We start from the raw sequence: 17,295 nt of genomic DNA on the forward strand, positions 1-17,295 counted from the left end.
TCAATGGATTCATGAATTGGTCCCGGACATGAGGTACAAAATTCCCATCCGTACCGCCACCCCATTCGCAACTTGGTCCAAAATCACCGACGACAAACTATCAGCCACATCCGGGGCGATCTCCACACCTCGATTGATGGGGCCAGGATGCATGACGATGGCATCCGAGTCAGCCAGCCGTACACGCTCAGCGGTGAGTCCGTAGAGCCGCGAGTATTCTCTGATTGAAGGAAACTGTGCGCGCCCTTGCCGCTCCAATTGAAGCCGCAGCATCATGATGACATTCACGTCGCGCAGACCTTCATCCATATTGGAATATACTTTCGCCCCCAGCTTTTCGACGCCCCAAGGCATCATCGTCGGAGGCCCCACGAGTCTGACCTCAGCCCCGAGTTTGACGAGCGCAAAGATATTCGAACGAGCAACCCGACTATGCGACACGTCGCCGACAATCGCCACCCGCAAGCCTCGAAAGTTCATTCCTCGTTGCCGAATCGTATAGAGATCAAGCAATGCTTGCGTGGGATGTTCGTGCCATCCATCGCCTGCATTGATGACAGACGACTTCACTCCCTGCGCCAACGCCTCGGCGGCTCCGGCCGAGGAATGCCGCAATACGATAATGTCGGCTTGCATCGCTTCGATATTTCTCGCCGTATCGAGCAACGTTTCCCCCTTCACGACACTACTGGAAGAGGGTGCAAAGTTGATCACGTCGGCGCTCAGCCGCTTGGCTGCCAATTCGAAGGATGTCCGCGTCCTCGTACTTGGCTCGAAGAAGAGATTGACGACCGTCTTCCCTCTCAGGGCCGGCACTTTCTTGATTTCGCGCCCCGTCACTTCTTTAAAAGAATCGGCGGTATCGAGGATGAGGGTGATCTCATCGACCGCCAAGGGGGCGAGACTCAACAGATCTTTGCGCTTCACGCTCATGGAACCCTCCATTCCATGACCATTATCCTGCTCGCAGAATGACCACCCGGTCATTCTCACCATCTTCTTCCAACAACACCTGAATCTGCTCATCACGGGACGTCGGCAGATTTTTCCCGATATAATTGGCCTTGATCGGTAACTGCCGATGGCCACGATCAACCAACACCGCCAACTGAATCTCCTCCGGACGACCTAAATCCATCAGTCCATCCATCGCAGCTCGTATCGTTCTTCCCGTAAACAGGACGTCGTCAACGAGCACGACGATCTTGTTCGCCATATCGAACGGCACCGACGTTTTCCTCAGAATCGGCTGGTTTTTCCGCAACGCTAAGTCATCTCGATACAACGTAATATCCAATTCCCCGATGGGAATCTGAACGCCTTCGATCCCATGAACGCGCTTGGCGAGCCGATGCGCAAGATAGACCCCGCCGGTCCGAATCCCAACCAGGGCGAGATCCTTCACACCTTTATTCCGCTCCAGAATCTCGTGCGCAATACGCGTCAACGCGCGGGCGATATCCCCGGCGTCCATGATGAGCTTTTCCTCTTTTCGATCAGAAGGCTGATTCATCTGAGGCACCAAGAATGAGACACCTGCACGTGATCACATTTCAGGCATAAAAAAACCTCCCCACCACAAGAGTGAGAAGGTCGACTGGAACGAACGTGCGCCGGAACATCACACATGATCAACTCCTTGCTCACCTCACTGGATGAGCATTAAAGGTTTCGCTATCCTACTGAGTCAACGATGCCCTGTCAAGATTCGTCGCAACGGCACTCAAACTCGCTCTGCGCTCTATGAAAAGACGGTCAGGACGTACGTTGCCCCATGCGACAGGCAACGTGCTGAGGTCTGGCCGGGAAGACTGTCCACTGAAGAGATGAGGGTTGTCGGTCGACTACGAATCCCGTCCCTGTTTGCTCCGCCATACCGTCAGCAACGCCGCGAGTTTGTCTTTGGACGAACGATGCTCCTCAGCTAAGGTTTCCAAAAAATCTGAAAGTCGCCTTGCCTTCAAGACCGTATAGAGCGTGACAATGATGACGGGTATCAGCACTACGAGAAAATATCCGATGCGCTTGGTCGACGGTTCCGCACCCAAGTCGAAGAGGTTCATACCCAATACCCCGGTTGTTGCAACACCGATCAAGCCGACAGTCGCCACCACCGTCAGGCGAACCATCGTTTCTCCTTGGCGACGGAGCGCATCGCTATCGAGGTATTGGCTCATATCTTCCAACTCCGAACGGAGCTCGTCGTAGAGTCGACCGGTGCCTAATTGTTCGCTGACCATCCGATAGAGTTCCTTCACCTGCCCATGATCGGACACCTGATGGGACCAGTAGCGATGGGTAAACCGCAGAAAGATACCGAGTGTTTGGCGAATCACTCGACGAAACTGCCGGACGGAGTCCAACTTGGTGAGATCAAGCTGATGCATCGCCTCAACAAGACGATTCGTCAGCATCAACAGGGCCGCCTTATGAAAATGCGGGACCAGAAACAATAAAAAATATTCATGCCGGAATTGTTCTAAATTTGTTTTACGATCTTCGAACGCCGGTTCTCCTGCTTCCCCCACCATCGTAAACACCCGGCCTGTACACATAAAACGGGCGCCTGGTGAACCTGGCCCTTGGCCGTTCCAATACCGGTCATAGCAATGGTGTTCTTCAAAGTTACGGAGATAGCGTTCCGAAAACGGCAACGTATCAGAGCTACCCGGTGCCGCCGCCAAACCTATTCGTGCGAACTCCCCCCGCGTCAGTGCGCCAGGATCGTCCAGACTCAGATACGCCATGACCGGCATCAAGTGGTATTCAAGCTGGCGATACCGAATCAGACCGGCTTTCTCTGAATGGTGCAACACCAATGGTTCCAGCAGAAACTCCCAGTGGGAGGCAAGACTCAACGACCGATGCTGGCAGACAAACGAGAGATATTTCTCACGGTGATCATAATCTGAGACCGCCAGCACCGTACCATCTGAGGACAACCACTCTACCTGCTTGGGACAATGGCCACCGTGCCCGTCACGCTCCCAGTAGGTGGGATAGCATCGGCCGAAGCGAAAGAGTGAATTCTGCACCTGCTCAAGCGGTACATCATTGTCATAGATCTCGACGACCAAAATCGCCACATCGATGTCGTAGAAAAAGTACAAATCCACATGGGCCACTGTAAAGGTCGCAGGAGTCCCGTGAGGGCCAGGGAAGACCATCCGCACTTTCGCAATATCATTGCGACGAAAAACGCGGATCGCGGCCCCCTCGCGAACTTCAGCGCTCGTTCGCTTCCCCTCGCCGTAGAGAAACCGCTGAACGTAGGGCAAAAATGTCACAAACTCACTGTAATGTCGTTCCTGGAACTGCCGAGGATCACCCGTAAACTCGTCCAGCACCTCTCGCCACGGGTTGTCCGGATTGGTCGCCTGGAGAAGTTCCCAATGCTTTTGGATCGGCGCGTCCTCCCGGATGGGAGTAAGCTGCATTGGCCACAGCAGGATTTGTCGGAAATGTCGAACAACCGTTTGAGAGTCAGCCACGTAACACGTCCTTGCTGAGGATCGAATCGCTCACCAGCACATGCCAGTTACCCGACACGTGACATCACAACAGGGAACAGCGCCGTGATGGTCTTATACCATAGCGTAGTCTGAAAGTATGTGAAGGAAAGATACGGTCATCACCACGTGGCAGGAGAGCGCCTTGTTTCACACTGGCGAATCCAACGGGCCCTCCTTACCGAAGGTAACACAACTACCAGCTACTCCAACGATCATTCGTAGGAAATCGTTCTCGGAGCTTGGAGAACAGCAAGGCTGTCTGACCAGAATGTCTCAGGATCTATATTGAAGATATCGAAGGTGCCGGACGACAACACGCCCCATGAGCCTTCACGCATCTCAGATTCGAGTTGCCCCGGTGCCCATCCGGCAAACCCGGCAAAGGCACGGAACGCTTCGTTCGGCTTGAGACCGGCAATGACGCGCTCCAGAACCATCGGTGTGCCCACATAAATTCCATTCGCAATATGCCGTGCATCGGGCAAGAGTTGCTTGAGTCGGAACAGCAACACCAGTTGCGTACGCCCAACCGGTCCTCCAGCAAATAACCGGTGGTTGGTCTGTTTCAATACCGGAAGATCCTGTAAAACTTCCGCTAATAGTACATCCGTAGGACGATTCAACACGAGACCAATGGTCCCACCTTGCCCATGTTCAACAATGAAGAGAACGGTGCGGGTAAAGTTGGGATCGCTCAATGAGGGGCTTGCGACCAAGAGTGAGCCTTTTTGAACTGGCGAGGGCACAAACTGCTGCTGAGCCGAGGCCGAGGATGCTGGCATCGCCATCATGGTCCCCAGAAACAGAATAGCCCACACAACATGTTTCATCCCAGCGCTCATACCGTTACACAAAGTCGAATTACATCATTGCAAAGGAGACAGCGCTATCACATCATGAAAAGGCTACGACTCACGATTCCCTGTGTCAATCGTGAGTGAGGAGCAGTGAGAATGCACGGGACAGTCACCGAAGCAGACAAATAACAGGGGCTTGATATCCTATCTGATTTTTCCTGGAAAACGTCCGTCACGAACAATCGCCCACCGATTCCATTGGGCTGGGTTACGAGCGACCTTGAACGAGAGACGGCGACCTGACTCCAATGATCTGTGCGAGGGGCTACGGCCAGACAACATCGAACCGGTCATCCTGTAAAAAAATGGCTCAATCGAGCATAGCCCCTAGATCACCAACGTGTCATTCGCGTATGCTAGAGTTGAGTCGGGATAACGAGCTGTCATCACATTGCTTGGACGTTGATGGGCCACTATTTGGATTACATAAAAGGAACTTTACTTATGACCACCGGCTTGCGCTATCTCCTCGCCGTCACCATCATGGGAAGTCTACAGGGATGCATCGATCCACCCAAATCCCCTTATGTTGATGTGCGAGATACCGTATCGCGAATCGATGAGTCCAGGTCGGTCGCAGAACAAGGGAGCGCCGAAGAACAATATAATCTTGGCCTACGATATGAGAATGCTCGTCCAGCGGACCATCGAGAAGCCGTACGGTGGTATCGCATGGCGGCCACTCAGCGCCACCCTGGAGCGTTTTATCGGCTTTGCGTACTGTCGGATATCGGACGCGGGATGCCCCAGGATTATCAGGAGGCTCTCCGGTGGTGCCGCCTGGCTGCAGACCAGAGCCATGGCGCCGCGATGTTTCTCATCGCCACTCACTATGAACAAGCACGAGGCGTTCCGAAGGATCTCGTCCAGGCCTATCTCTGGTATAACCTCGCAGCCGCCAATGGTCATGAAGCCGGCGCAAAATGGCGGAATCGACTAGGGCACGACATGACGGCGGCTCAGATTGCTCAAGCACAATTGTTGACACGGAATTGGAAACCGAAAGGGCAAGAACCGCCTCAAGAATAATCATGCAGAAACCCGTTCCATCAAGCTCCTGCTTGACCTATAGATCAAATACTCCGTCCATCCATCCGATGATCAGACTCACGGTCAACATGCCTCAGGTTTCCTCTCATGGTGCAGTTCCCGATCCTTTTCACAATTGGCCTCCCACTCATTCCATCCTTGAACTCCCAGGCGTGAGCTGAGTAGGATACAGCTCGTAGGATTCACTGCACCAACGATGTCAGCACAGTCTCAGTATCACAGAAGCTCATTCTCGATCAGCATATTACTTCCGCTGATTGGTCTACTCACGCTATGTACATTTTCATCAAGTTGTCTCTCCCCTCCCCAACCCCCGTCTCAGCCACTCACGAGTGGCCCGGCAGTGAGTGAGTTACTCACACGGGCGCAAGGAGGCGAGGCAGAAGCCCAAAACCAGTTGGGCGTCCACTACAGTGAGGGCCAAGGACTTCCGCAAAACTATCTGGAAGCGAAGTATTGGTTTAAGAAAGCGGCAGACCAGGGTCATGCCGGGGCACAGGTCAATCTGGGCACACTTTACTCATTAGGACAAGGGGCTCCGTTCAGCGACCCCATGGCATTATTTTGGTTTCAGAAAGCAGCGGACCAGCGCAATGCGCTGGCCTTTGCTAAACTTGGCATGATGTACGAACGAGGACGCGGTGTCTCACAAAATCTTGTGGAAGCTCACATGTGGTACAACCTCTCTGCGGCCTACGGTGAGAAACGAGCCGCTGAGTCCCGCAATGCCTTGGCCAAACAGATGACGACCGAGCAAGTCACTGAAGCCGAAACACGAGCCAAGAAGTGGGCTCCAAATCGGCGGTAACGCGATGCGTGGAGGCCTTCCAGTCGTTGCACTCATGACGTCCCCCGATCCTTACCGAGTCGACATCTTCTCAATAGTGCGCCCCATTCCTTTTGAACGCACGTCTGGCTGGAATGACCCACGGCGATCGACAAACTCAGCTTTCTGATCCGGTAGAGCCCCGCGAGGCTTGACGGTCGTGGGGCTCTGCACAGTAGGCACCCACTGGCCCTATCGTCCTCACTTCTTCATAAAAGAATCCATCGCACCACTAGCCGATGGTAAAGTAGACAACTTGTCTTTGGTCTGTTTGAGCGCATTCATATTTTTTTGCAGTTCATCAACATTCTTCTGCATTTCAACCAACGAACTTCCTATCTGTGTGACCGAATCCTTGATTCCAAAGAGCCCCTCCGCCGATGCAATATGCAACGATACCCCTCCCAGACCGAACCCGAGCAGAAATGCCGGAATCGCAAATGTGCATATCGAGCGTGTGAGTGTCATCAGTTCCTCCTTGTTGAGCCATCTCTAAGGCACTTACCGTTAGCCGACATCATTAAGGATATCCGTGGAACTGTCAAGACGCCTATCAGCGGAGCAGCGTTCAATCCATCCGTGGGGAGTCACGGCCAGATAGAACCATCGATGGCACGGTCAAAAGTATTGAACAAGCACTCAAGCGCTGTGCCATGGGGGTCTGAACTTCGGTGAGGTGACATACAGAAACGAATGCGTGGGATTAGAAAATCCCAGCTTGTTTTTGCAGCCAACGGACATATTTCACGATCTCGTCCACGTCTTCCGACTTGACGGCATCGATCTTCGGCATATCGCCAAATTGCCAATGATGGGCCTTAACCCCGTTCGCTGCCGCCCGTTGGAAGGCTACATCGCCGTGATGGTTCGGTTCATACACTTTATGAAGAAACGTTGGGCCTTGGTTGGTTCCGACGCCGCCGATGCCGTGGCATCGTGAACAATTTGTATTAAACTTCTGCTCTCCGTCACGAAACTCTGCCGGAGCAGAGGCTACCGTTCCACTTGCCTTCGGTTCCCCCCCGCTCTGACTGCACGCCGGAGCAACGCCGAGCATCAAGAGTACCGAACTGAGTAGCGCAACTTGTGACAACCTCATAAAGATTCTCCACCTGTTCCCAGAAAATGACTCCCTCAAGATACCGCATAGGGAATTGGATCTACAACTCCCACCTCTGCAAACCCTCGCCGTCGAATGAGACAGCTGTCACACCGTCCGCAGGCCACTGTGTCCGTGGGATCATAGCAACTGTGTGTGAGGTGGATTGGGGCACCGAGATCCAGCCCCAGCCGTATGATCTCTGCCTTGGTCATTTGCATCAGAGGTGCTCGAATTTCAATACGCCCCCCCATCATCCCCAGTTTGGTTCCGAGCTGTAACGTTGTTTCCACGGCCTTGATGAACTCGGGACGGCAGTCAGGGTAACCAGAGTAGTCCACCACATTCGCCCCGAAATAAATCACTGAGGCACCCACCACCTCTGCCTGTGCGGCTGCAATGGAGAGAAAAATCAAGTTTCGGCCTGGCACATAGGTCACCGGCACGTCACGGCCACGGTCGGAGTCACGCCGGCCTTTGGGAACTGGGATGTCCCCAGTGAGAGCCGACCCGCCGATTGACTGCAAATCAACGGGCACCACGAGGTGATGCTCTGCTTCCAGCGCACCGGCCACCTGCTTCGCCCGCTCAATCTCTACGGCATGACGTTGTTGGTAGGCAAGAGTCAACAGATACAGCTCATAGCCGGCCTGTCGAGCAACAGCGGCCGTGACGGTAGAGTCCAAGCCACCGCTGGCGAGTACAACAGCTCGTTTTAGAAACTGCCCAGTCATAGGCAGAACACGTTGCGGGAGGATGCTGTAGGAGGCAGAATTAAAAACCTAGTCGCGATCTTCTTCTCGTTCGATTTTCTCCAGCAGCTCGGCACGTGATTGGCACTCGACGCACAGTTTGGCGAAGGGGACCGCTTGGAGCCGCCTCTCGCTGATCTCGATTCCACACTCCGCACAAATTCCATAGGTTCCCTCGTGCAGACGCGTGAGGGCTTCATCAATTGACTGCCGACGCCGATTGCGCATTTCCATCAAGGAAATACCCAGTTCACGCTCTAGATCCATCAATGCCTGGTCTCCAACATCGCGTGCTGATTCCAGGCGTCGCTGCTGATCTTCGGTCAGTGATTGCCCCAGACTTCCTTCGATCTCCTTGATAATTTCCTGACGCTTCCCAAGGAGCATTTTATGAAGCACTTCCTGTCGCTGTTCCCGTGCTTCTCGCTCTTTTGCGGTCTCTTTCGGTCGCACGGGCACTTCATCGACTTCGACCGATGGCTTCGCTGTAGCCGCTACGCTAGCCGCCGATTGCAGTTTCTTGATGATCGGCTCAACCGACTTCGCTTTCAGCTCGCCCTTCTTCTTCAACTGCCCCTTCGTCACCATAGTAATATGTGCTCCGCAATTAGGTCGTTTGGAAGGCTAATCCCTGCTTCTCAATCATGGCCCACGTTCCCGTTACAAGAGGGGATTGGAAGATATACCCCATCATCCCGCTCACGGATAGATGATGGTCGAATGAACGTCATACCCACCGAGTTTCTCACGTCCATTCAGGCTCTTTAGTTCAATCAAGAAATCAAGTCCGACAATGGTTCCTCCAAGCTGTCGGACGAGATTCACCGTCGCTTCCGCAGTCCCTCCGGTTGCCAGGAGATCGTCGACGATCAGCACATGCTCTCCAAGCTCGATCGCATCACGGTGTACTGCAAGACTGCTGTTACCATACTCAAGGTTATATTTGACTTCATAACAATCGGCAGGAAGTTTGCCAGGTTTACGAGCCGGAACGAATCCGGCTCCCAGCCTTGCCGCAAGAATCCCGCCAAAGATAAACCCCCGAGACTCAATTCCGACGACCTTCCGGATCCCTCGATCTTGATACCGAGCCGTCAATTGATCGGACAGACTTCGAATAGCTGCGGGATGTTTCAACAAGGTCGTGATGTCATAAAAGAGAATGCCGGGCTTTGGAAAGTCCGGCACTTCGCGGATAAGCGCTTGATAGTTGACAGTGGTCACGGGATCTAGAGCAGATCTGCCTGTGTCATGGTTTTTCGCTCAATGGTATGACGAAGACGGGCAAGCGCGGCCATTTCGATCTGACGGACACGTTCTCGAGTCAACCCCATGGTCCGCCCAATCTCTTCCAACGTCTTCGCTTCCCCTCCATCAAGCCCGAACCTCGACACAATAACAGTTTGCTCTTTTTCTGGCAACTCCCTCACCCAGGCCATCAATTCCGCTCGGCGCCGAACCCCATCGGCGGTTTCGTCGGGTGACAATCCCGTCGGATCCTCGATCACATCACGGAGAAACGTATCCGTGCGATCATTGAGCGGGCTATCGAGTGAACAGGTCGTGCGGACCAACTGTTTCAGATCCAAGACTTCCTCTTCCGATGTCTTCATCTTGAGCGCAACTTCCGCCGCTCTCGGTTCACGTCCGAGTGCTTGGACCAATTGCTCAGTGCGGTTCAAATAGCGATTCAGCCGTTCCACCACATGGACAGGGAGTCGAACCAGTTTCCCTTGATTGATTATCGCACGTTCGATGTACTGCCTGATCCACCAGGACGCATAGGTGCTAAACCGAAAGCCCCGCTTATAGTTGAATTTTTCCACTGCCTTGATCAGCCCGAGATTTCCTTCTTCGACGATATCGGAAAAGGGAAATCCCCGATGCATATACCGTTTCCCAATGCTGATCACCAGGCGCAGATTTGATTCGATCATATGTTGACGAGCGTGTTCGTCGCCGGCCATGACACGTTTCCCAAGTTGCTGCTCTTCTTTGAATGTCAGCAATGTGGATCGCCGGACCTCGCGCAGATAGCTCTTGAGGGTATCAAGGCCTTCGGCTCGACCTGTTTCACGCTCACTCTCCTCGGAAAATCCACCTGACTCGGAAGCACTTGGCTCATCTTCAAGATGCCTTCGCGCCTCACTCGTCTCGGATTCCTCGTGATGTTGCAGGCTCATATTTCCTCAGTAAGCCCTAATACCAAATTTCAAACACAGAATACTGCCCCGTCGCTGCTCCCCACACCGTCTCCACTTTCGTAACATGAGCAGCAGAAGGACCGATCCGCAGTCGATGCTCAAGCGCTTCGATCACAGCCTTTTGGCCCTCAACTTCGAGCTCGACTCGACCATCGGGAAGATTACGAACACCGCCGACCAGCCGAAGATCCGCAGCTACTCTGGCTGCAAAGGCACGAAACCCCACCCCTTGCACACGACCATACACAAGGATACAAGCCCGCACCGACAACTCCTTGGCGGGTTGAGTCATCTGCCTCCGGCTAACCCCTTACGTCCCACAAGGCCCTGCGGCTCCGTTCTGCGGATATTCTCACACCTCTCCAGACGCGTCACGCGTTTTACAAAATGTACTCCCTGACTATGTCGTCATAATGCAAAGATTTCTTGAGGTTTTAATTTCTAACAGAACGGACCAAGGACTGGAACGAACGGCCTAAAGAGGTTCTCGCGATTACTCCACCAAACAAACCAGTGCCAGATGGCTTGTAGAGAAGTAACCCTTTGATTTGAATGTAGGATCACTATGACAGACGATGACCATCCGGCACCCCACTGACAGAGACACTGATGCACGTCGCATGGAGTCTCCTCTCAATCGCCGAACGATCAAAAAGAGAGATGCCCAGCCGACTGTGGCTCAAATAGGATCATTAACAGACCACTGACGCGATATGACCCTAGCGCTGGTTGTGAGTGAACGAGGAAAGAAGAACCACCGTACCACCGAGCATCTGGAAAGGTTGAGGAAGATGCCCCTGATCAAGCCTACTTGGTTTGGTCGGGGCGAGAGGATTTGAACCTCCGACCCCTGCGTCCCGAACGCAGTGCGCTACCGGGCTGCGCTACGCCCCGACAAGACCAAGCGATCAACCGACGGCGTGATTGTCTTACAAGAGAGGGGTAAAAGGCAACCCATGTGATTCTGCCACACCTGAATGCGTTACCTTCCCGTCTTTTAAGTTGACGCCCTTCGCCAAACCAGGATCAGACCGAATCGCTCGCTCTACGCCCTCGGAAGCAAGACGGACCAAGTACGGCATGGTCGCATTGGTCAGCGCATAGGTGGATGTGCGAGGAACAATTCCAGGCATATTGGCCACACAATAATGGGTCACTCCATCCACCAGGTACACGGGATCAGAATGGCTCGTTGGTCTGGTTGTCTCAATACAGCCGCCCTGATCGACGGAGACATCAATGATTACGGAACCAGGCCTCATCCGGGAGACCATTGCACGCGACACCAACTTGGGTGCCTTGGCTCCTGGAACAAGCACCGCCCCAATCACCAGATCCGCAGAACAGACCGCTTCTTCAATGACCGCAGAACTTGCTGCACGAGTGACAATGCGCCCGTGATACTGATCATCAAGGCCACGTAACTGTTCAACATCCAGATTGATGACCGTGACCTGTGCTCCTAACCCCACAGCCATACGAACAGCTGCTGCTCCGACAACTCCAGCTCCTAACACGACCACCCGACCCGGTTCTACCCCTGGAACCCCTCCCAACAGTACGCCGCGTCCCCCATGGATTTTCTCAAGGTATCGGGCGCCAATCTGGATCGACATCCGACCTGCGATCTCACTCATCGGCTTGAGCATGGGAAGACTCCCACCCTTGGCCTCTGTCGTCTCGTAGGCAATTGCCGTAATCTTGCGGCTAAGAAGTTCTTTCGTCACATCCGGGACAGCAGCAAGATGCAAATAGGTAAACAAGAGGTGACCGGGACGAAACAGCATACATTCCTGAACCAGCGGCTCCTTGACCTTCAGAATCAACTCTGCCTGTTCGAATAACTCAACTTTTGAATCGGCAATCGTGGCACCGGCCTTGCGGTATTCATCATCGCCAAACCCACTGCCCATGCCAGCCGAAGCTTCGACCAAGACATCGTGTCCTCTCTGGCATAAGGTCGCAGCACCATCCGGCGTTAAGCTGACGCGATACTCATGATCTTTGATTTCTTTAGGAACGCCGATCACCATATGTGCTTCCCCTCCCTTCGGGTACACAATGCTACATCCATCACTATTATACCTCGGACTTCTCCAGTGCAGTCTGGAATAGGCGCTGTGTTTGGAGTCCCTCCCGACCATGGACAGTCCGGAAAGTCCTGTTGTAAGATGCACACCTTGCATTATGAGGAGATAGCGATGGACTCTTGGAATCACGCCTGTCAGGCCTGCGGATCCCCAAGCAACGCACTGACAAAGTTGTCGCTGGGAAAAGATTTTTTTGGACGCCCCTATGATCGTTTATCGCCATCGTCGGATCAAAACCCAAGGTGGTACTGTACATTCTGCTCCTTGCACAAACACTTCCAGCGAGATTTTCGCGACATCCTTGCTGAATTCGATAAATTGCGCTCTGGGTTCGCCTCTGAGCTCTCTAAGGCTGACGAATTTCGACGCGCCTCGCTGCGATTACATGAAATCATGACGATTCTGAACGCGCCCCAGCAGACATCCACATTGCTCAACAACCGCGACGTCACGTTCTTGATGGAGCGGCTCAATACCTTGACAATGCCCGTCTAGCGATCACGTCTATGCCACCATTTCAGAGACATATTTTCGTATGCACCAACCAGCGTCCTAAGGATGACCCCCGAGGTTGCTGCGCCAACTTAGGATCTGAAAAGCTTCACGCCCATTTCAAAAGCGAAACCAAGCGACTCAATCTCAAAGGTCTTGTTCGGGCCAACAAGGCCGGCTGTCTTGACCATTGTGAACTGGGTCCCAGCCTGGTGGTCTACCCCGAAGGGGTCTGGTATTGGGTCGGAACAGAAGCCGACGTCACCGAGATCATGGAACGGCATATCCTAAAGGGCGAGATCGTCACGCGATTGCTCATGCCAGATCACCCAGCTCCGAACTCGCTGCCGCCGCTCAAGACGAGTTAGCGCTGTAATCAAATAACCCACCACATGTCCACTGAAGACAAATGGAAGGCCAACATGGAGAAGGTGGCCTTCACGCAACGGTTTCCTGGACTCCTGCTCGATTGGCAATCCTGTGAAGGCAAGACAGTCCGGTCAGTGGTTCCGCTGACTGGTAAACCCGGCGCGGCGGTCGTCGTCTTTACCGACGCAACCTACACCATCGCTCCCCCACTTGCGCCGGAACCTTGGGCACTCGGACAAGCTCTTGTTGACGCGCGGGCGCAGCTGGAGCCGTCGCATCCCGCCGCCTATGCGGAGTATGATCGGCTGGTGAAGAAAGACAAAGATGCATTGAAGTCCGCAAGAATGGAAAAGATTTTAGGCGCGATTCACAATAATGCGGAACAGATTCCTGAGCTGAAAGATCGACTTAAAGAACTTGTCAAGGAATGGAAGTGAGCAGTCTGCCAAACAAAAATATGTTTGAGATCTTCTCGCAAGGTCTCTTTGAAGGAGTGAAGCCCATGTTGGTTATTCGTGATCATCTCGTCAGGCATCCGGACCGCTGCACTCACCAGGCCGTCTGTGTCCCGATTTGCCCGACCAGCGCCTGGCTTTCGACACCGCCCTACAAGTTTGATCCCTCACGTTGCCTCGAAAGCTGCCGATTGTGCCTTGATGCGTGCCCATCCCAGGCCATCTACGCCGTTTTTAAAAAAGGTGACAAGCTGCTGGAGCCGCAAAAGAAGTAGACGGAATCACACAAGCTGTTTCCGCAAATGTCCCCAGTAAGCTGTTCCAGCATACCCACAGGCGATGGTGCCGGTTGTCATAGCCATGATTTGATAAACCTTACTGCGGGGAATTTTGACTTTCACACCGGGATTCAAGAGATCGGGAGAGTTCATAACGAGCTTAAGCGATTCTCCGGCGGATAGGATCGGCCACATACAGGCCAGCCGTAACCGTGTTTCATGGCGTGGTATCATCATCGTATAGGCCCAGCCCTGATCGAGATGCTCTACCGCCATGCGAATCAATTTGTTCAGGACGGACCGCAATTGAGGCAAACACTTCTGAGCGAGTAAGTCCTGCGGCTTGAGTCCAACTTCGGTCAGCATCGTTTCGGGAATGTAACATCGACCCTTCTGAAGATCATGGGCGATATCTTTGACGATGTTCGTCAACTGCAGCCCCTTCCCAAATCGCACCCCTTGCTCAGACATCTGTTGCACATCCCAGTCGGCAAGGGCTTTGCGATGGGCGCACATCAACACCGTCCAAAATTCACCGACACAACCGGCCACGGAGTAGGTGTAGCGATCGAGGTCATCAACGGTCTTGAGCGCAGTCAGGTCGCCAGGGCCGGCACCTGGAAAGGTATTCAGGTCCATTTCCATGCCCTGCGTCAGGGTGACCATCACGCGCCGAATCCGATGTTGATCGTCCAATGAACAGACCTGAAATATTTCGAAACACTCATCCAGCCGTTCCAACAGAATTCGTTCCGCTGAATCTTGTTGCACAGAGCCAACGGCCTGTTGGATAGACCGGATCTGTCCCCAGTCAATCTGTTCGCCGACAAACTGCTCCCTGAGGCGGTGAAGAAACCCGAGCCGACGCGGTCGATCGATGAGTTCGGTATCTGCAATCGTATCGGCTGCCCGGGCAAAGAGATACGCGAGCCCCACCTGATCACGTACATTCGCGGGCACCACTACTAACGTCGTGTAAAACAAGCGTGAGACCTGTTTCAGAAGGTCACTGAGCAACGTTTCCTTGCTGGACGAGTCGATCGCCAAGGGGTGAGCCATCACGTGATTCCTAGTATGCCTTCCATGCCGGTGAGCCCAAAAGACCTTTGAGTGAACATCATGAGAGATTTCTAACAGGAACCACCGGAAAGGGTCAACTTTCCATTGTACTTTCATTGACTTCCAGCACCTTGACTTTCATCACGACATTCTTATTTGTTAAAAGTAACGGCCTTTGAATACTGCGACTCTATAAAATGGTTTGTGTATAATGTTGGCTGTTCCATGTTCAGGTTTTGAAATGACTGCATAGGCGAAAGCTTATCGCGAAGGAGGATATCCATGAAGTGGCTTAAAGGTATTGGCCTGTTCCTGATTACAAACTTTCTCATCTTCATCACACTGTCATTCACGGCCAATCTATTGATCAACGCCGTACTACCGGCATTTGGAATTGATGTCCGTGGAGTATTCAACCAGCAACTGTTGGTATTCTCCTTGGTCATTGGATTCGGCGGGGCATTCATCAGCTTGGCGTTCTCCAAGCAAATGGCCCGTGCCATGCTGGATTGTCAGCAGATCACCCAACCCCGATCACACGCTGAGCACGTCATCTATGGATCGGTGCAAGAGATTGCCCAGCGGCTTCATATTACGATGCCGGAAGTCTGGGTGTATGACTCGCCTGACCCCAATGCGTTTGCGACCGGTCCAAGCAAGAACAATTCAATGGTCGCTGTATCCACCGGCCTTCTACAAAACTTGAAGGAAGAGGAAGTCAAGGCCGTGCTCGCCCACGAAATGGGGCATGTCTATAACGGTGATATGTTTGCGACAACGGTTCTCGCCGGCCTAATGAATACCTTCGTGTATTACATCAGTAACTTTATCTCCCACCTGATTGCACAACCCAATCAAGATCGTGAGGAGGGATCTGCAGGTAATCCGTTCTTGGCGATGATCGTGTATTTCTTCCTACAGGTGGTGCTGACGATTCTTGCATCAATTGTCATTGGTTGGCACTCCCGCCGTCGCGAGTTTGCCGCGGATGCCTTCTCAGCGAAGGTCTACGGAAAAGATGCGATGATCAATGCCCTCCGTGGCATCGACCGCTGGGTCAACCGTGCACAATTTGAATACTCGAATCAAGACGCCTTGGCCACCATGAAGATCGCAGGAAACTCTTCAGGCTTCATGCATCTGTTCGCAACGCATCCACCTATCGATGCGCGTATTGCGGCACTCGAGCAGTTGTAGGAGTTGTAAAGGAAGCAACCCGGACGCGGTTCGCCCCTGACGCCCGCCAAACCTGGCGGGCGTCACCTATTCCGATAGAACAGGATGTGTTCACGGTACTCCTGGATCGCCGCCCCCAAGGCAATCGATCCCAGTACGATATTGTCATCAAGCGCGGCTTCAATCTGGGGTTCATCAATCTCGACTTCATAACGATCTTGGATATTCGTACGAACCGGCCCCTGCGATATATCGCGAGGCATAAAGATTTCCTTCCAGACTTCTTTTTCAACCAAGCACACCTCTCGAAACCGCTCATACAGCAAGCTCAACTTTTCAGGGTCGGTAATCCTGACACGATCCCCCATGAGTCTCCTTTCTTCTTGAAGTTACCTCGCCGACTTCTCATCCTGCGACAGGGTGGACGTACTATCCTTGATCGTAAAGCGCATCATACCGACCTGATTCACAGCATGAAACGGTTGTTGCCCAATCGGCGCGATATAAATCTTGGCAAGGTAGTTGCCCACCATCCACCGATCGCCTGATCGTGTGATCTCCAGATATCCATACCGTTCATGGCCAGGTACTTCCAAGACATCCTTGCCCAACAGCCTCTCACCCATTTGACTGTTTGGTTCCTCTCGATACCATTGCACTCCGAATTGGGTCGGGTCTTCCAGGGGGGCCACTTCAAACACGATATAAATGGCAGGGATCTCCGGCGTGAAGACAGATCGAGGTTCGACAGGCTTGATTCGTGGATCTTGCGTATACCATCCTTTTCTCCCAAATGTATCCCATTCAACATCAAATGCTCTGGCCATTTTAATCCAGGTAAAAAGCGACTGCGGGATCCCGATCTCCTGATAGTCAAATGATGGACTCTGAGTTGATCCAACCTCGGTCAATTCCTGTTCCTTCGGTGGGAGGAGGTCCTTCGCCTCGCCTGCCTGAGTACAGCAAAGCGTGATGGACAGCATAAGTGCCATCATAGAGCCCTTCGGCAATCGCCTGACAACGGCATCAGAAATCATAGAGATTATCGTACTGACCTCGACCCTAGGGGTCAATTC

The 17,295-nt window shown here is 53.1% G+C and carries 22 protein-coding genes and 1 tRNA gene; 7 read left to right on the top strand and 16 right to left on the bottom strand.

The features are described 5' to 3' along the window. Positions 1-9: 9 nt before the first annotated feature. From COMA1_RS14675 to COMA1_RS14690, 4 genes are all read right to left on the bottom strand, one after another. Positions 10-933: an aspartate carbamoyltransferase catalytic subunit gene (locus tag COMA1_RS14675; RefSeq protein WP_090749862.1), complete on the bottom strand. Its 924-nt coding sequence runs from the start codon at positions 931-933 to the stop codon at positions 10-12. 22 nt (positions 934-955) lie between these two features. Then, positions 956-1,513: a bifunctional pyr operon transcriptional regulator/uracil phosphoribosyltransferase PyrR gene (gene pyrR / locus COMA1_RS14680; RefSeq protein WP_090749864.1), complete on the bottom strand. Its 558-nt coding sequence runs from the start codon at positions 1,511-1,513 to the stop codon at positions 956-958. A gap of 331 nt (positions 1,514-1,844) precedes the next feature. Next, positions 1,845-3,491: a magnesium transporter CorA family protein gene (locus tag COMA1_RS14685; protein ID WP_090749865.1), complete on the bottom strand. Its 1,647-nt coding sequence runs from the start codon at positions 3,489-3,491 to the stop codon at positions 1,845-1,847. A gap of 233 nt (positions 3,492-3,724) precedes the next feature. Next, complete coding sequence (locus COMA1_RS14690) at positions 3,725-4,342, bottom strand: YqgE/AlgH family protein (protein ID WP_176698086.1); 618 nt, start codon at positions 4,340-4,342, stop codon at positions 3,725-3,727. Positions 4,343-4,813: 471 nt separating this feature from the next. Here COMA1_RS14690 and COMA1_RS14695 point away from each other — a divergent pair, with 471 nt between their 5' ends. Together COMA1_RS14695 and COMA1_RS14700 are read left to right on the top strand one after the other, a co-directional pair. Then, entirely contained in the window at positions 4,814-5,398 is a 585-nt protein-coding gene (locus COMA1_RS14695; RefSeq protein ID WP_176698087.1) for a tetratricopeptide repeat protein, read from the top strand. A gap of 364 nt (positions 5,399-5,762) precedes the next feature. Next, positions 5,763-6,227, top strand: coding sequence for a tetratricopeptide repeat protein (locus COMA1_RS14700; protein ID WP_176698088.1), 465 nt, complete (start codon positions 5,763-5,765; stop codon positions 6,225-6,227). A gap of 219 nt (positions 6,228-6,446) precedes the next feature. On the opposite strand, the gene COMA1_RS14705 is transcribed toward COMA1_RS14700, so the two are convergent. The 9 genes from COMA1_RS14705 to ald form a co-directional block, all read right to left on the bottom strand. Further along, the gene (locus COMA1_RS14705) at positions 6,447-6,713 is read right to left on the bottom strand and encodes a hypothetical protein (protein WP_090749871.1); all 267 of its coding nucleotides are present in this window, start codon (positions 6,711-6,713) and stop codon (positions 6,447-6,449) included. 235 nt (positions 6,714-6,948) lie between these two features. Beyond that, entirely contained in the window at positions 6,949-7,344 is a 396-nt protein-coding gene (locus COMA1_RS14710; RefSeq protein ID WP_090749872.1) for a c-type cytochrome, read from the bottom strand. 35 nt (positions 7,345-7,379) lie between these two features. Continuing rightward, positions 7,380-8,078 carry a 7-cyano-7-deazaguanine synthase QueC gene (gene queC, locus COMA1_RS14715; protein WP_090749874.1) on the bottom strand — a complete coding sequence of 233 codons (699 nt, stop codon included), beginning with the start codon at positions 8,076-8,078 and terminating at the stop codon, positions 7,380-7,382. 48 nt (positions 8,079-8,126) lie between these two features. Next, positions 8,127-8,684 (bottom strand): TraR/DksA family transcriptional regulator, encoded by a 558-nt coding sequence (locus tag COMA1_RS14720; RefSeq protein ID WP_090749876.1) that lies wholly within the window; start codon positions 8,682-8,684, stop codon positions 8,127-8,129. A 111-nt stretch (positions 8,685-8,795) separates the two neighbouring features. After that, positions 8,796-9,320 (bottom strand): adenine phosphoribosyltransferase, encoded by a 525-nt coding sequence (locus COMA1_RS14725; protein WP_090749878.1) that lies wholly within the window; start codon positions 9,318-9,320, stop codon positions 8,796-8,798. A gap of 5 nt (positions 9,321-9,325) precedes the next feature. Continuing rightward, positions 9,326-10,279, bottom strand: coding sequence for a sigma-70 family RNA polymerase sigma factor (locus tag COMA1_RS14730; RefSeq protein ID WP_090749880.1), 954 nt, complete (start codon positions 10,277-10,279; stop codon positions 9,326-9,328). Positions 10,280-10,295: 16 nt separating this feature from the next. Next, positions 10,296-10,592 (bottom strand): acylphosphatase, encoded by a 297-nt coding sequence (locus tag COMA1_RS14735; protein WP_090749881.1) that lies wholly within the window; start codon positions 10,590-10,592, stop codon positions 10,296-10,298. Positions 10,593-11,117: 525 nt separating this feature from the next. Beyond that, a tRNA-Pro gene (locus COMA1_RS14740) sits at positions 11,118-11,194 on the bottom strand. Between the two features lie 35 nt (positions 11,195-11,229). Beyond that, positions 11,230-12,360 carry an alanine dehydrogenase gene (gene ald / locus COMA1_RS14745; protein ID WP_245631115.1) on the bottom strand — a complete coding sequence of 377 codons (1,131 nt, stop codon included), beginning with the start codon at positions 12,358-12,360 and terminating at the stop codon, positions 11,230-11,232. 141 nt (positions 12,361-12,501) lie between these two features. Here ald and COMA1_RS14750 point away from each other — a divergent pair, with 141 nt between their 5' ends. The 4 genes from COMA1_RS14750 (at position 12,502) to COMA1_RS14765 (ending at position 13,981) form a co-directional block, all read left to right on the top strand. Further along, positions 12,502-12,885 (top strand): hypothetical protein, encoded by a 384-nt coding sequence (locus tag COMA1_RS14750; protein ID WP_090749885.1) that lies wholly within the window; start codon positions 12,502-12,504, stop codon positions 12,883-12,885. Between the two features lie 11 nt (positions 12,886-12,896). Then, positions 12,897-13,250, top strand: a complete 354-nt coding sequence (locus COMA1_RS14755; protein ID WP_090749887.1) for a (2Fe-2S) ferredoxin domain-containing protein — start codon at positions 12,897-12,899, stop codon at positions 13,248-13,250. Between the two features lie 24 nt (positions 13,251-13,274). Further along, entirely contained in the window at positions 13,275-13,688 is a 414-nt protein-coding gene (locus COMA1_RS14760; protein WP_090749889.1) for a hypothetical protein, read from the top strand. Between the two features lie 65 nt (positions 13,689-13,753). Then, complete coding sequence (locus tag COMA1_RS14765) at positions 13,754-13,981, top strand: hypothetical protein (protein ID WP_176698089.1); 228 nt, start codon at positions 13,754-13,756, stop codon at positions 13,979-13,981. A gap of 6 nt (positions 13,982-13,987) precedes the next feature. Here the strand turns inward: COMA1_RS14765 and COMA1_RS14770 are convergent, their stop codons facing one another. Next, complete coding sequence (locus tag COMA1_RS14770) at positions 13,988-15,043, bottom strand: phytoene/squalene synthase family protein (protein WP_218055401.1); 1,056 nt, start codon at positions 15,041-15,043, stop codon at positions 13,988-13,990. A gap of 282 nt (positions 15,044-15,325) precedes the next feature. On the opposite strand from COMA1_RS14770, the gene htpX reads away from it, so the two are divergent. Continuing rightward, a complete protein-coding gene (htpX, locus tag COMA1_RS14775; RefSeq protein WP_090749893.1) occupies positions 15,326-16,240 on the top strand; it encodes a protease HtpX in 915 nt (304 codons plus the stop codon). A 62-nt stretch (positions 16,241-16,302) separates the two neighbouring features. Here htpX and COMA1_RS14780 read toward each other — a convergent pair whose 3' ends face one another. After that, entirely contained in the window at positions 16,303-16,587 is a 285-nt protein-coding gene (locus COMA1_RS14780) for a hypothetical protein (RefSeq protein ID WP_090749895.1), read from the bottom strand. A 21-nt stretch (positions 16,588-16,608) separates the two neighbouring features. Beyond that, a complete protein-coding gene (locus COMA1_RS14785) occupies positions 16,609-17,256 on the bottom strand; it encodes a hypothetical protein (RefSeq protein ID WP_090749898.1) in 648 nt (215 codons plus the stop codon). Positions 17,257-17,295 lie beyond the last annotated feature (39 nt).

The organism is Candidatus Nitrospira nitrosa, from assembly GCF_001458735.1.
GTDB classification, from domain to species: Bacteria; Nitrospirota; Nitrospiria; order Nitrospirales; family Nitrospiraceae; genus Nitrospira_D; species Nitrospira_D nitrosa.